Here is a 15664-nt window from a genome sequence, read left to right as displayed (position 1 = left end):
GCCCATGCCGTGGAATCCCGTTTTACACACCCACACCCCTGTTCTGGCGGTCATCGAGCCGCGGGGTTTGCTGGCGCGCTCGGTGTCGTTTCATCGCGCGGAAACTACAGAAACGCTCACCGAGCGCATTGACCGGACTGCTTACGATGCCGCCGCCCGGCCTGTCGGGCGTTGGGATGCGCGGTTGTGGGCGGCGGCTGAGCAGGCATCTGCTGCACCTCGCAACCTTAGCTACATCCACTCGTTATCGGGTCGGCCACTGTTTTCTGACAGCGCCGATGCCGGATGGAGTGCCAGCCTGGAGGGAGAGGCCGGGCAGGCCGTGTACCACTGGAACGCGAGGGGGCATTCTCAGCGTACTGAACATGATCCGTTGCTGCGCGCTGTGGCCGTTTTCGAGGGGGATGGCACGGTTGAGCACTGTGCCGAGCGGTTAACGTACGGTGGGCCGGGCGCCGCCGATAGCAATCAATGTGGGTGCCTGGTTCGACACGATGACCCAGCAGGGTCGCTGGTCAACGCAGCTTTCGGGCTGAGCGGAAAACCCGCCAGACAGGTGCGTCGTTTTCTGAACGGGCTGGCTACTGCGGATTGGCCGGCTGCGGTCAGTGAACGTGACGAGTTGCTGGAGTCCGGCCCAGGGCTTCAGACGTGCTGGACTTACGGGGCGGCCAACGATGCCGTCGAGCAATGCGACGCTCTGGGGAGTATTCAATCTTTCAGCCAATCTGTCGCCGGTCAGCTCAAGCTCGTTCAGTTGCAGCAGTCCGGACAGGCAGTGCAGACGATAGTCAGCGACATTCGCTACAACGCCCAAGGCCGAATCGAATCTGAAACCGCCGGTAACGGCGTCGTCACCACCGCTCTCTACCAACCACAAGATGGGCGTCTGATCCGTCTCAAGGCTCAGCGCGATGACGGGCACGTGCTGCAGGATTTGCACTATGAATATGACCCTGTCGGCAATGTCACCCGCCTCGAAGACGGCGCGCAAGCCACACGGTTTTCTACCAATCAACAGATCGAACCGGTGTCGACCTACCGCTATGACACGCTCTATCAATTGATCGAGGCAACCGGGCGCGAGACCGCCAGCACCCATCACGGACCCGCATTGCCTGGCTTTCAGTCCCCCGCTGACTTCTCGAAACTGACGAATTACAGGCAAACCTACGAGTACGACGCCGGCGGCAATTTGTTGAAGCTCAGCCACGAGGGTGCGCAAAACCATTCGCTGAACATGGTCATCGCCCGTCACAGCAACCGCAGTCTGCCGGTGCTCAATGACGTGCCGCCGTCCGAGGCCGACATCGCCGCCGCCTTCGACGGCAACGGCAACCTGCGCGAACTGCAACCCGGACAAACGCTGACCTGGGATCGGCGCAATCAACTGCAGCAAGTGCGTCCGGTGATTCGCGAATCCGGTCCGGATGACAGCGAATCCTACGTCTATGACGGCAGTGGCCGGCGCGTTCGCAAAGTCACGAAGACGCTCGCCAGATCGGTCACGCACACGGCAGAGGTGCGTTATCTGCCAGGCGTGGAAATCCGCAGCAATACCGCGACCGGCGAGACGTTGCACGTCGTTTCCGTGCAGGGCGGCCGCAATAGCGTGCGTGTGCTGCATTGGCAACAGGGCAAACCCGAGGGCATCGGCAATGATCAAATTCGCTATGGCCTCAGCGATCACCTGGGTTCCTGCGCGCTGGAGCTGGATCAACAGGCACAAACCATCAGTCATGAGAGTTATTACCCGTTTGGTGGTACGTCCTGGTGGGCGGGCAGAAGTGAGGTCGAAGCGCGATACAAGACCGTGCGCTATTCAGGAAAAGAGCGCGATGCGACCGGGCTTTATTACTACGGCCTGAGGTACTACGCGCCGTGGTTGATGCGCTGGATCAATCCGGATCCGGCGGGGGATGTGGACGGGTTGAATGTATTTCGGTGGATCAAAAGTAACCCCGTGAGCGGATTCGACGATTCGGGCCTGATGTTTAAATGGTTCAACGAAATCCTTGATCCCGACGAACGTAAGATCAGAAATTTGGGTTTTGAAATCAAAATCCGTGGCGCTGATGAAGCTATGCGAGAAGGTAAGTCGCATCTGATTTTCAAACTCGACATGGCGTTGATCGAGGGCCAGGCGCTGATTCAGAGGGAAATCGATCTGCTGGCCAAGGGAGAGACTGCTGCGCTCACAAAATTTTTGGGTGCGCAGCCTCAGATGGACGGACTGGATGAGCGCGTGAAGTCTGTAATTCAGGGCTATACCAAAATATCGGAGGCCATGGGGCGCTATAAACACGGCGGTGATCTGCGCCAGAGCCTGATCTTGATTGAGCCGTCTTCAACCAACCCGCTGGATATCAACACTGTAGCTATGGTTTCCCCTGGGGATACGAAGAAGCGCTTGTTTCTTAATTCAAGATTTCAGGAAAAAAGCATTGTTGAGATGATTTCCACCGTTGTGCATGAAGTGTCACACCAAGAGCTTGAGACCGATGATCTCTTTTATTACGCACCTCTGGAAATCAGCCTTTCAAAAGGGAAGGAGCGGTTTTCCACAAGCTTGGCGAACGGTGCCCAATCAGCGGAGATATATAATTTAGCCGCACGAAACAATCAGCATCACCTTCAGCACGGATTCGGAAATACGGAGGACTTCATCATGCGCACGGCCGACTTCTGGGGGCGCTACCTCATCTCGCGGCGATTGAGTGCCGACACGCAAAATAGATTGTTGAGTTACTCAACAGCTAACCCGAGGGCGGCAGTTTCCAGCTAATCCACGCTTATACAGCCTGTCTAGCCCGTGAGCTGGAAATAATATTCAAATAAAAAGCCCCCGCAAACCCCGCCGCGGATGGGGATTCGCAGGGGCTTGCGGGGGCCAGTACTACTCGTTGTTAAACGATGATCAACGCGCGATGGTCTGGGTTTTTACGCCCGCTTCCACCGTGTTGTTGGAGCGGCCGTAGACGTCTTCGAAACGTTCGATGTCGTCTTCGCCCAGGTAGCTGCCCGACTGCACTTCGATGATTTCCAACGGGATCTTGCCTGGGTTGCGCAGGCGGTGGACCGAGGCGATCGGGATGTAGGTGGACTGGTTTTCGGTGAGCAGGAACACGTTCTCGTCACAGGTGACTTGAGCGGTGCCCGAGACCACGATCCAGTGTTCGGCGCGGTGGTGGTGCATCTGCAGCGACAGGCTGGCGCCCGGCTTGACCGAGATGCGCTTGACCTGGAAGCGGCCGCCCATGTCGACCGAATCGTAGGAGCCCCACGGACGGTAGACTTCAAGGTGGTTCTGGGTTTCGGAGCGACCCTGTTCGTTGAGGGTGTTGACCATCTGCTTGACGCCCTGAACCTTGTCCTTGTGGACGATCATCATCGCGTCTTTGGTCTCCACCACGACGATGTTGTCCAGGCCGATCACCGACACCAGTTTGCCGTTGCCGTGAACCATGCAGTTGCGGCTGTCTTGCAGGATGACGTCGCCTTTGGTGACGTTGCCGTTGGCGTCTTTGTCGTGCACGGCCCACAGCGAAGCCCAGCAACCGACGTCATTCCAGCCCGCCGACAGTGGCACCACGCAAGCGCGTTGGGTTTTTTCCATGACGGCGTAGTCGATGGAATTGTCCGGGCACTGAGCGAAGGTGGCGTCATCGATTTCGATGGTGTCGTCTTCTTTCTTGCTGCGCTCAAGGGTCAGCAGGCAGGTGTCGTAGATGTCCGGATCGTGCTTTTTCAGCTCTTCCAGATAACGGCTGGCGCGGAACAGGAACATGCCGCTGTTCCAGAAATAACCACCGGCTTCGACGAACTCGGTGGCGCGTTTTTCGTCCGGCTTTTCAACGAAGCTCGACACGCGGCTCACGCCTTCCGGCAGCAGCGCGTCAGCGGTGGATTTGATGTAGCCATAACCGGTTTCCGGTTTGGTGGCCGGGATGCCGAACAGCACCATTTCGCCACGCTCGGCGGCTACGGTGGCCAGCGCCAGTGCGCGTTGCAGCGCTTTCTGGTCTTCGATGACGTGGTCGGCTGGCAGCACCAGCATCAGCTCGTCGCGACCATCATTGACCAGCATCATCGCGGTCAGGGCCACAGCTGGCGCAGTGTTGCGGCCGAACGGTTCCATGATAATGGCCTGGGTGTCCAGCTTCAGTGCGCCCAGTTGCTCGTTGACGATGAATCGGTGTTCCTTGTTGCAGACCACGATCGGGTGCTGCATGCCTTCGAAGACCAGACGCTCCAGGGTTTGCTGGAACAGCGTGTGGTTGCCGGTCAGGGCCAGGAATTGTTTCGGGAACTGCTTACGCGAAAGCGGCCAGAGTCGTGAACCGCTACCACCTGACAAGATCACTGGAATCATTTTGTTTCTCCAATAGCAAAAGCGTTCGAATGGGCTGTATGTCGGTCTGTCGTTTCGTCTTGCTTATTGTTGTCCTGCAGCGGTCGGCGCTCTCATGGCAACGTGCCCAGCACCGACCGCAATATCCAGTTGTAGGAGCGCGCTTGCCCGCGAAACGGCCTTACAATCGACGGACATCTAACGTCTGAACGACTGCAATCGCGGGCAAGCGCGCTCCTACAAAGATCAAAAACCGATTAGCGCGTTGCGGTCGGGCGCTTTACCCAGACCGGCGACAGGCTGGTGCCGCTGCCGGTGACGTACAGCACGGCGGCTTCGCCACGCTCCAGTGCAACCGGTTTGACGTCGCTGACTTTCTTGTCGCCTTCGTACAGGGCCAGGCTGACTTTGACCGGGTTGATTTCGCGCTCGCCGGTGCCTTTGGCTTTGACGGACTCAACCACGGCGGTCTTGCCGTCAGCGGTCTTGAGGGTCAGTGGCTTGTCACTCAGGTTCTGCACCCGGACCAGGGATTTCTGCTTGTTCTTGAACGGCGGCTCTTCGACCAGTTGCGGTGCGCCCGCGGTGTTGTTGACGATGGTGTAGTAGTGGTCACCGGCCAGTTTCACCGGCAGCGTCTGGCTGCCGATCTTGGCGCTGTAGTCGCCCTGTGGCATGAAGCTGAAATCAGTGCTGCCCAGTGGGCCCACTTCGTTCAGGTTGGTGTTGCCGACGGTGGCGCTGACTTCGGCGTTGCTGGCGTTGTAGACCCGCACGAAGGTCGAGCCTTTCGGTGCAGTCGGGCCGTAGAGCGCGGAATCACCGGCGACGGCGTGCAGCGACACCAAGCCCAGGCTTGCTGCCAGGACGCAGGTTTTGAGCAGGCTGCTTTTGGTTTTACGAGCAGTCGTTTGAGCTGGGTTCTGTAAGGTCATGTGAGAGTCCTCTCAGTTTTGCGCCCGGCTGGGCGACTCGGAGTTAGTGGCGGTAAGTGCCATGTTTTGTTGGGGGTCACGAGCCTTTTTCAGCTCTGCGATCCACTGCGGATCGAACTCGCCAAGGTCGTTGTGAGCGGGCAGGTAGCGCTCCGGGAATTCCCAGATGAGCACCTGCGGTGGGCTGCTTTTGAAGGCGTCGGTCTGCAGATACTTGAGCATCGGCAGGATCGGGCCATGGCCGTCTTCGGCGTAATTGACGACGTCGCTGTGCAGGGCCTGCTTGAGGGCGCCGGCAAAGTTCCAGTTGGGGTTGGCGCTGTAGCTGGTGCCGACCAGACCGACCGCGACCTGATTGTCGGCAAACAATGCATCACCACTGTCGGCCACAGGCTCGGCTGGATTGGTGCTGCGTTGTTGCAGGTCATCAGGCTTGGGCAGCAGGTTGCTGAACAGCGGGTCCAGCGGCAGGAAGGTGGTCAGGTCGCCTTTGTACGGTTCAGTCGCTTTCGCTTCAGTAACGAAGGTCTGCGGATCACCGCTCAACGGAGTCTGCTTCAGGATGGCCGCGCCCAGTTGCTGAGCGGCCACTTCGGCGCCCATGGGCGTCCAGTGCGTGTCGGTGCGCAGGAAGACCTGACCGCTGTTTTTCGCGTTTTCCAGCGGCGCCAGCAGGTCAGGGGCGAAGATGCCGGCCTGGCTGACTTGCGCATGGAACTGCTGGTACAGATCGGTGTGCAGGGTGGCCGGCGTGTTGCTGCCGATGTGTTCCGGGTACAGACGGGTCTTGGCCGGAATGATCGCCAGCACCAACTCCGTGCCCTGCTTTTTCAGCTGGTCGCGCACGCCCTGAATCAACGCCAGGTTGTCGGCTTCGTTCTGGTCACCGTTGGCCACCGCGTCGAACTCTTCGTCGGTGTACAGCCATTGGTCCTTGCCCAGCACCACGCCCGGACGGCCTTCGTTGAACAGCTTGTAGTCCAGCGCGGCCCAGAGGTTGGTGCCCAGGCGCTTGATCGGAAACGCCTCGTCGTAGTGGGTTTCCACCGCCTTGGTCCAGCGACCGTTGAGCACGGTGGTTTCCTGGGACGTCGAGAAGCCGCTGAAGCTGCGCAGCGACCAGATCCCCAACGCCAGCAGGATCGCCAGGAACAACGCGATGTAGAGGATTCGTAATGAACGGGTCATGTCAGGCTCCTCAGAACTGGAAGTAAAGGAACGGCGAGAAACTGGCCGCCGAGAGTTTGAGAATCGACGCTACGAACATCAGCAGGATCAGGCCGCGCATCACGTAGCGGGACCAGTCCGCAGTCCAGTACGCAGGTTGCACCTGTGCTTCGACGCCCACGGTGTAGCCCGGCTGATGAATGCTGCCCGGCGCATCGCCAGGCACCGCCTTGATCATGCCTGGCTGTGCAGTGGCAGGACCGTCTGCCGGCACCGCGCCGTTGGCGAGCACGGCTTTGTCGCCGGTGCGGGTGTCGCTGGTCGGCTTGGCTGGCGCGCGGTTCTTGTAGAAATCGCGCAGGCCGAAGAACGCCAGCGTGACGTACGCCACCACCAGGGTGGCCACTTGCAGGCCGGTAAGGCTGGCCTGATTGAGCTCGGACAGACTCCACTCACTGAAGCTGAACATTGCGCCGTACATGCGGGCGGCAACGTGCAGGTTTTCCGAGCGGAAGATCACCCAGCCCATCACCACCAGCAGGAAGGTCAGGGCCCAGCGAACCGGGTTGAAGCTGCGCGGCGTAGTGTTGATGCCGAGCGCTTTTTCAATCGCCAGCCACAGGCCGTGCCATGCACCCCAGACGATGTAGGTGATGTTCGCGCCGTGCCACAGACCACCCAGCAGCATGGTCAGGAACAGGTTGCGGTAGGTCGCGATCTTGCCGCCACGGTTACCGCCCAGGGTGATGTACAGGTAGTCACGCAGCCAGGTGGACAGGCTGATGTGCCAGCGCCGCCAGAACTCGGTGATCGATTGACTGATGTAGGGCTGCTTGAAGTTTTCCATGAAGCGGAAACCCATCATCAGGCCCAGGCCGATGGCCATGTCACTGTAACCGGAGAAGTCGAAATACAACTGCGCGGTGTACGCCAGCGCACCCAGCCAGGCATCGCCGGTGGTGGGGTGCTGCAGGGCAAAACAGTGGTCAGCCACGACCGCGAGCGTGTCGGCGATGAACACCTTCTTGATGAAGCCCTGCATGAAACGCGTGGCTCCCTCGGAAAACTTGTCCAGCGTGTGCGTGCGGTTGTTGAACTGATCGGCCAGGTCGCGGAAACGCAGCACGGGGCCGGCGATCAGGTGCGGGAAGATGGCGACAAACGCTGCAAAGTCGATCAGGTTGCGCGTGGCCGGGGTGTCACCGCGGTAGACGTCAATGATGTAGCTGATGGACTCGAAGATGTAGAACGAGATCCCGATCGGCAACAGCACGTGCGTCAGGATGAACGGCTCAAGACCCACCGAAGTCATCATCGCGTTGATGCTGTCGACGCCAAAGTTGGCGTACTTGAAGTAGCCCAGGATGCACAGGTCGACGCCCACGCCGAGCAGCAGCCAGCGCTGAGCCGGTTTGGTCCGCACGCCGGCGGCGCCCACCTTGAGGCCGATCCAGTAATTCCACAGCGTCACTGCTGCGAACAGGGCCAGGAAGTCCACTCGCCACCAGGCATAAAACACGTAGCTGGCGACCAGCAGCAGCAGATTGCGATAGCGTTGCCCGCTCAAGTAGTACAAGCCGAGAAACACCGGCAAGAACAAGAACAGGAACACGTTGGATGAGAACACCATCCTGATATCTCCGTTTGTCCAACATCCAGAGGCCGAAGCCCCCCCAGACCCCCCGCTCCAGAGCGGGGGAGGTGAAACATGAATCTTTGAACCGATGCCGACCTATGTAGGAGCGCGCTTGCCCGCGATGACGATGTTCCTGCCGACGCATCTTCATCGGATGTACAGGCTTCATTGCGGGCAAGCGCGCTCCTACAGGTTCTAGTCGTGCGGTTTACGAACCGCTTTTCTCACCCTTCTCATGCGACGGGTCATACGTGCGGGTCAGGTCGCCGCCGAGGCGGAAGTTCTTGAACGGTTGCATCTTGTGCTTCTGTTCCAGCACATCCGGACCGCAGTCGTAGAGCGAGCAGTACGGTTCCAGCCAAGCGAATTTCATGTCTTTTTTCAGGTCCGTCATGTCCTGCTTCTCGCCACCGCGCGAGGCGAATTCATCCGGATCCTTGACCCCTGCCAGTACTCGGTCACCCAAGCGTTTCAGCGCGCCGTTGTTTTCCGGACGCAGGTCCACACCGTTGACCTGAGCGAAACTGGCGATCATCGCCAGCGGCGGCAGGGCATAGTTGTGATACGCCAGGGCACGCTGCTTGCGCTTGACTTCGTTGGGCAGGAAACCCTGCGGATCGACCTGATTGGCCGCGACGCGGAATTCCTTCACCGACCAGTCGAACAGGTCCTTGCGGTTGGTGGCGACGGACGTTGCCATCACCGACCAGGCTGCCCAGTACGAGTGGTTGTTGGTTTTATCCAGCGGCAGGTTGTCCCAGTCGCTGATTACCTGCGTGCCCAGCTTGCTGAACCAGGCTTCGATGATCTGCGCGTCCTGCTGGCGTGTGGCCAACGGATGGGAATCGGAGAACTTCAGGCGCAGATAGGACGAGGCCATGCTGCCCAGCGCCCATTTGCGCATGGACTTGCCGGTGTGGTTGAAGTCGGTGGACTCCAGCGCGTCGGCCTTGGCCCAGGTGCTCAGCATGTTCAAGGCGCAGTCGAGCTGTTCCGGACGACCGTCGCGCATGTACTGCATGACCACTTTGCTGGTGTTGCGCTCCATGGTGGTGATGGTTTTGGTGGCATCACGGAACGCCTGCTCGGAGTCCTTGTTCAGCGTGGAGCGTGCTTTGTCCGAGCCTTCGTACTTGCTGCGAAAAACCAGCTTGTCGGTGTACGGCTGCGGAATGGCGTCACAAGAAAACTTGTTATCGCCAGTTTTGACTTTCTCAATGCTTTCGTAATAACCCTTCGGCGGCACGAGTGTCGTGGCGGCGCTGGCGCTGGTGGCGAACACGGCCGAAGACAGCATGGCCAGCGAGAGAAGGGTCGGGAGCATCAGTTTTGGTGTGTGCATATGAGCCTCATAACCCGGCTTGCGCGGTGTTGTGCGCGGTATTCGGGAAGACGTTGCGTTTGCAAACTTTGGCTTCGATCTTCTGTGGCGCAGTGCCCGCTTCGGGACCCTGCACTTCCAGTGCGAGCAATTGCTGGTCAGCCCAGTCCTTGTCGTCGCGCAGTTCGAAGGCGAAGCGCCCGTCGGTATCGGATGTTTCAGGTTTTTCGATTTTCAAATCTTCGTGGCGGCCGTTCATGTACCAGAGTCGGGCCTGAAGGGTTTTCACCGAGGTGTCGGCGAATTTGATATCGATCTGATTACTGCCGTTACGCACGTCCTTGATGCCATTTTTGCCATTGACCAACACTTCGTTGGTGCCTGGCTTGAGCGAAGTGCTGGCACTCATGAGCGCCGGCTTGCCTTCGCAGCCGTTGTCCAGCAAGGACATCATCTGGCGGTAGATGGTCTCCTGGTCCAGACGGTACAGCGGGGAGAATTCCCAGATGAGAATCTTCGGTGGGTGTTTCTGGAAGTCTTCGCTGCCCAGGTACTGCAGCATCGCGCCTTCCAGACCGCCGCCAGGGAAGGCGACGTTCAGCACGTCGGCGCCCATGTACTGCTGCAGGAAGCCGGCGAAGTTGTAGTTCTTGCCACTGTGGCTGGTGCCGACCAGGGTGATTTCCGGGGTGCCCGCGTCGCCGAACAGATCGCCGTCGGCGGCTTCGCCTTTGGGTTCCGTTTCAAACATGTCCATGTACTGGATCGCGTAGCTGGAGTTGCACAGCTGACCGGCCATGTTGTGCAGGGTTCCTTTCTTGCCCATGCGGCCCGAGACGTGGGTTTCGAATTCACGCTTGGGAATGCTGGCGAAGTCCGGCAGTTTTTTCACCGATTCGGCGACGATTTTCGCGGTGCGTTCTGCGCCGTACGGGGTCCAGTGCTGGTCGCCACGGAAATAGAAATCGTGGGCCTGTTGCTCGTTGGTCAACGGCGACAGGTCCGGCACGGTGTAGCCCATTTTCGCGAAACGACCGAGCATCGCCTGGTAGTTTTTCAGCGCGGTGTTGTAGTCGAACTTGTCGCGTTCGGCCGGGAACAGCTTGTTGCGATCCACCAGGCCGCGGGTCGGCTGATACACCACCACCAGCTCGACGCCCTTGCTCTTGAATGCGTCGTGCAGTTCTTTCATCCGCGCGTAGCCTTCAGGCGTGGTGTCGAACTCGGTACGCAAATCTTCCTTGGTCCGGAACAGCCAGTCGCCCTGGGCCTGAACCAGCGTGGTGAAGTTCTGCTGATAGCGTGAAACGTAGTTTTTTTCGTCGTGCGCTTCCGGGCACAGACTGCAGCACGGCTCGGCCTTGAAGGCGGGCAGGGCGGCGTCATCGGCGTAGGCATTGCCCGCAGCGAACAGCGCGGCGGTCAGGCCTGAAAGGCTGAGAAACTTGATCAATTGAGCGTGCATAGCAATACCTTCCTCAGTCCTTCAAGTCTGTCTGACGTTCGACCGGGTCGATCAATACGGCTTTTTGTTGGCGCACCAGCAGGTCGAGGATTTCGTCCTGGCGGTCGCCCAGGATCCCGTTGAAGGTGATGCCGCTGGTTTTGGTCGGGGCCAGCATCGACACTTTGTACAACTCCACACTGAGCGGGGAGTCGATGGACAGCGGGCCGGAACCATTGGAGGCCAGGTTGCCGCCGACCATGATCAGCGATACCTCGGCGTCGAACGGGTCGAGCTCGATGTCCCGGTCGGTGTCTTTCAAATCCTTGATGTGGCCGTAGACGCCCATCAGGCCGTTGCCCATGGCCAGGTTCTCGTACAGCTTGATGTTGGTGCTGTTGCGAACCCGGATCCCGTGACGACGGTTGGCGAACACGCGGTTGCCCCAGATCAGGTTGTCGCCGCTTTCGTACAGCGTGATGCCGTCCGAATGGTTGCGGTAGATCTCGTTGTAGGCGATCAGGTTGTTGACGCTGTTACGGTCAAGGACCACGCCGGACAGGTGATTTTCGTAGCTTTTGTTGTTGATGATGAAGCTGTCGTTCACTTCACGGGAAACGATGATGCCGTGCTTTTTCTTGGTCCCGAACACGGTGTTTTCCGCGATGATCAGACCGTGAGAACGGTCGTGCGGGTCAATGCCGTAGACGATGTTGTCGCGGTAGGTGCTGCCCTTGACCACGAAGTCGCGGGTCTCGTAGCAGTAGAAGCCGTACCACAGGTCAGAGAACTCGGAATTGATGATCCAGCCGGTCGGGTCCGGGCGCTTCATCACCGCTTTCATGTTCGGCGTGTACTGGGAAATGCTCACCCCGTACGACTTGCTGTTGTTGTAGCCCAGGCTCGCCATCTTGGTGTTGACGATATAGGTCTGTGTGCCGCCCCAGGACAGCAGGAACGGGCGGAATTCCTTGGGCGCCTTGTACGTCGACGGGCCGTTGGCCTTCTCGCTCCAGCCGGTCACCTTGGTGTCGGTGATGAACAGCATGTTGTCGTTGACCATGAACGCGCCGGACTCTTGCGAGAGGCGAAGTTCCTTGACCTTCTTGTCGACTTCGAGAATGCCTTTCTTGCCGACCACGATGGGCAGCCGCGCCACGAAGACGCCGGGCGAGGTTTCGCTCAGGTACTGGTTCGGCACCTTTTTCGCGAGGTCGGCCAGGCTCATGTAACCGTCGTCGATGAAGATCGCCTGCGGAATGCCGTGCTGACGCGCGACCCACTCGGCCATCTTGTTGTCACCGCCGATGAATTCCTTGAGCGAGTCTTCCTGCATCATCCGCTTGATCGAGACCTTGCCCGGCTTGCTGCGCACGATCTTCTTTTCCACCGCTTGCGCGGTGTAGCCCGACAGGTCAGGCAGCTTGGGCTTGTCCATCATCAGCGGCGCGCTGGGCGGGCTGCTGATGGTGTAGGTCTTGGCCTGCTGCAGTTCTTTGACCGTGCCCGGCGCCGGCGCTTTGCTGACGGGCGCGGTGCCAGGTACGGCGTTGGCCATGGCCGAAGTGCTCGCCAGCAACAAGGCGCTGCTCAACACCGCGCCTCTGAGCAAGGAGCTTTCCAGCAGGGCATGCGGCCATGCCCGGTTACGCACACTGCTTGCTTGACTGTTCATTTCATTCGCTCTCATCAATTGCTGAGTAAGCATCTGATTTAAATGACGATACATACTGTTGGAGCGAGGCTTGCCCGCGAAGGGGCCAACGTCGTCAACAGAAGTTCGCGAACCTGAAACACCGCCTTCGCGGGCAAGCCTCGCTCCAACAGGGTCAGCGTTATCTGTGTCATGACGGTTGTCTCCCTTGGCGGCTTGCATCAGAAGCGCCAGATAACGTCGACGATGGCGCGGTGCATGTAGTCATCCACACCGCTGTGATACGCATCGCCGGGCTTGAACACGCCTGCGCGCAGACGCACCAGAGCAGAAGGCTCGTCGAACGACTGGCTGACCGAAGCGGGCAACAGGCCCTGTTTGAAATACTTGGTGACCACCAGATCCATTTCTTCGCCCAGGTCCTTGCGGCCGTCTTCCAGCGGCAGGGAGTCGAACCCACCTGAAGTAGTTACCCCGTCTTGATCAACCTCATCCTGCAGCGCTCTGGCCGGGTTTAAGCCCGAGCCGCCAATACCGCTGTTCCCGTCAACACGACGAAACTTGTGGTAGATCAACGAAGCGTCGTATTCGTCGCGCAGCTGCCATGAGGCGAACAGGGAGCCGGACTCCACGTTGGCCATTTCGCCCTGGAAGGCTTCACCGAAGCGATGCACGCGCGAGCGCGTACCGGTCCAGTTCGAGCGGTTGCTCTCCAGGCCGTTCTGTTCGTAGTTCTTGCTGGCGCGCGAATAAGCACCGCCCACTTGCCACATCGGATCGAGACGGAAGCGCAGGCCAAGATCAGTTGCCCAACCGCTTACGTCTTCGCTTTCCTTTTCTTGCGCGATATATTCGTCGCGGCCTGGGTTATAGCGAGTGGGGAGACGGTCTCGATCGCCATCTAGCCATGTCAGGCTGCCCCAATAATTGACTGTATTCAGATTGCGATAGTTATAAGCGTCGCTGTTGGCTTGAATACCCAGCCAAGTCAAATCACTCCGTGAGGTCTTGTCCAAATCATCAACGGCATCGTTCTGATTTTTCAGACTGCCACCATCGTGACTGTGGTGCGCGCGAATGCCAGCCCATTGCCCCGGCGTCCATTGATAGCTGACATCGCCAAATAGATGCTGGCGATCTTTGTCCTGCGCCGAAAGTTCGGTCAGATCGGTGCGGTATTCGCTGAATCGCTGGGCGGCTCCGACTTCTGCTTTAAGCAGGGTCGTATCGAAGGCCCAGTTCAGCGCTTCGATGTTGACGTCATGCCATTGGCCATCGTCATTGCGCAGACGCTGGCGACCAAACTTGAGCATCTCGCCGGGGTAAGGCGTGAAGCCGCTGTAGCCGATCCAAAACTCGCGCAACGCTGCGTAACTGTCATCCACCTTACGGCTGTTAGAAGTGCTACGAGCGCGTAAGGTGCTTCCTCCGCCCAGGTCATCAACCCGTTGATCCAACGGGTCGGTCTGGATGGTGTCAGTGGCGGTCACCACCTGGCCCATCGCGTAACCGCTCCAGTCACCCCATTGCCCGTAGATCCAGGGGCGTACGTCCAGACCGATACCGTTGACATCGCCACCGTCGCGGGTGCCGAGGTCACGGTCGTCTTCGGCCTGGCCGGTGGCCTTGATTTCGATGCCGAAGTTTTTGGCGTCGGTCATGGCGGCGAGTGTCGGGGTTGCCCACATCAGGGAAAAGCCCAATCCCAGGCCTGCGGCCATCAGGGGGGTTAGCATCAACTTCATAGGGGTGCGTCCTCGCCGTCTTTTTCGGGTTGCAGGGCTTGCATGGCCAACGCGTTCTGAGCGCTGGCGCCACGCACCTGCTGTTCTTGTTGGAGGAGGCGTTGTGCGGTCGCACGCTTCTCCGACGGCAATTGCTCGTTGAGTGTCTTGGCCAGATCGGCGGCTTCAGGTGTTCCCTGAGCCAGGGCCAACTGGGCGAAGACCCAGGCGTTGACCGGGTCCGGCTTGATGCCTTTGCCTTGGGAGAACAGCTGCGCCATCGCGAAATCGGCGCTGTTCTGGCCACCACGGGCCGCGGTCAGCAACTGATCAACCGCTTTCTGCGGGTCAGGGTTGCCGAGGTAGCCACGGCGGTACAGCTGGCCCAGGTAGTAGTGCGCGGACAATTGTGTCGCGGCGGCTTTTTGCAGATGCTCTTCGGCTTTACGGGCGTCAGGCAGCACCATCTTGCCTTCGTAATACAGGCGACCGAGCAACAGTTCGGCACGTGGCTGATCGGCGGCGCGGCCGTTGTCCAGGTATTCCATCATCTTGTCGACGTCGCCCAGTTCGGGGTAGTCGTAGAGCAATTGCGCCAGGCTCACCCACGACGCGGGGTAGGCCGGGGCGATTTTTTCCAGCAGTTGCTGGGAGGTCTTTTCGTCCGGCTTGCCCAGGGTCGCGTCGGACAACACCCGCGCCACGCTGTCGACGCGCTGTGCAGTGACGGAACCCACGGCATAACCCTTTTGCATCTGGTCCAGCAACGCAGCCTGTTTGTCGGTCGCGTCCTGCTTCTGGTACACGGTGGCCAGCTCGACATAGCAGACGTCGGTGGTGGCCAGCGCCTGTTTGCAGATGCTTTCCACTTCTGCCAGATGCTGGTCGTAGGTGCCTTGTGTGCGGTACAGGAGGACCTGCGCCAGACCGGCTTCCGGGTAACCTTGTGCGCGCCACTGGCTGATTTTCTGCTGGGCGTTCACGTTCGGGAAGCTGTGCGGGTATTGCAGGTACAGCATCGCCAGCGGAATCAACGTGCCTTGCTCGCCATTGGCGAAGGCCTTTTTCAGCAGGTCTTCGGCTTCGTGCTGTTCAGCTTCGGTGGAGTTCGGCTTGACCGCCAGCAGCTTGCCCAGACGCGATTGCGCACGGGGCGAGGTGTCCGCTGCGGCGCGATAGGTCGCCTCGGCCTGCTTGATCAGTTCAGGGTCGCGGGTGCCAACCTGAATGTCTGCCAGGCCAACCTGTGCATCGCTATAGCCCAGGTCCGCCAGTTGCCGATAGTTCTGCTCCGCGACCGCAGTGTCTCCGCGTTTCAGGGCCTCATTGGCCAGGCGTTGATCAGGCAGACCGGCACAGCCGCTGATGCCGATCGCAATCGCCAGGCTCAATAACGTAGGGGCTGACAAGCTTCGTAGTGGGCTAGCCATGT

At 59.4% G+C, this 15664-nt stretch carries 10 protein-coding genes; 1 reads left to right on the top strand and 9 read right to left on the bottom strand.

The window, feature by feature from the left end; genetic code table 11:
* Positions 1-4 precede the first annotated feature (4 nt).
* Positions 5-2785 carry an RHS repeat domain-containing protein gene (locus ABQX22_RS02510; RefSeq protein ID WP_349796150.1) on the top strand — a complete coding sequence of 927 codons (2781 nt, stop codon included), beginning with the start codon at positions 5-7 and terminating at the stop codon, positions 2783-2785.
* 132 nt (positions 2786-2917) lie between these two features.
* Here the strand turns inward: ABQX22_RS02510 and ABQX22_RS02505 are convergent, their stop codons facing one another.
* The 9 genes from ABQX22_RS02505 to algK all read right to left on the bottom strand — a co-directional run bounded on the left by ABQX22_RS02505 (position 2918) and on the right by algK (position 15662).
* A complete protein-coding gene (locus ABQX22_RS02505; protein WP_349796148.1) occupies positions 2918-4372 on the bottom strand; it encodes a mannose-1-phosphate guanylyltransferase/mannose-6-phosphate isomerase in 1455 nt (484 codons plus the stop codon).
* Positions 4373-4608: 236 nt separating this feature from the next.
* Positions 4609-5286, bottom strand: coding sequence for an alginate O-acetyltransferase AlgF (locus ABQX22_RS02500; protein WP_349796146.1), 678 nt, complete (start codon positions 5284-5286; stop codon positions 4609-4611).
* Positions 5287-5298: 12 nt separating this feature from the next.
* Positions 5299-6474, bottom strand: a complete 1176-nt coding sequence (locus ABQX22_RS02495; protein WP_349796144.1) for an alginate O-acetyltransferase — start codon at positions 6472-6474, stop codon at positions 5299-5301.
* 10 nt (positions 6475-6484) lie between these two features.
* On the bottom strand, positions 6485-8083 hold the full coding sequence (locus ABQX22_RS02490) for an MBOAT family O-acyltransferase (RefSeq protein ID WP_349796142.1): 1599 nt from the start codon (positions 8081-8083) through the stop codon (positions 6485-6487).
* Between the two features lie 214 nt (positions 8084-8297).
* Complete coding sequence (locus ABQX22_RS02485; RefSeq protein ID WP_349796140.1) at positions 8298-9431, bottom strand: mannuronate-specific alginate lyase; 1134 nt, start codon at positions 9429-9431, stop codon at positions 8298-8300.
* 7 nt (positions 9432-9438) lie between these two features.
* Positions 9439-10875: an alginate O-acetyltransferase AlgX-related protein gene (locus ABQX22_RS02480; protein WP_349796138.1), complete on the bottom strand. Its 1437-nt coding sequence runs from the start codon at positions 10873-10875 to the stop codon at positions 9439-9441.
* Between the two features lie 13 nt (positions 10876-10888).
* Entirely contained in the window at positions 10889-12529 is a 1641-nt protein-coding gene (gene algG, locus ABQX22_RS02475) for a mannuronan 5-epimerase AlgG (RefSeq protein WP_349796136.1), read from the bottom strand.
* 200 nt (positions 12530-12729) lie between these two features.
* Entirely contained in the window at positions 12730-14253 is a 1524-nt protein-coding gene (locus tag ABQX22_RS02470) for an alginate export family protein (protein WP_349796134.1), read from the bottom strand.
* Positions 14250-15662, bottom strand: a complete 1413-nt coding sequence (gene algK, locus ABQX22_RS02465; protein WP_349796132.1) for an alginate biosynthesis TPR repeat lipoprotein AlgK — start codon at positions 15660-15662, stop codon at positions 14250-14252. The genes ABQX22_RS02470 and algK overlap by 4 nt, the downstream gene beginning before the upstream one ends.
* Positions 15663-15664 lie beyond the last annotated feature (2 nt).

It is taken from the genome of Xanthomonas sp. WHRI 1810A, assembly GCF_040202885.1.
GTDB lineage: Bacteria > Pseudomonadota > Gammaproteobacteria > Pseudomonadales > Pseudomonadaceae > Aquipseudomonas.
The sequence above is the reverse complement of the archived record's forward strand: the minus strand, read 5'-3'. Positions and strand labels throughout refer to the sequence as shown.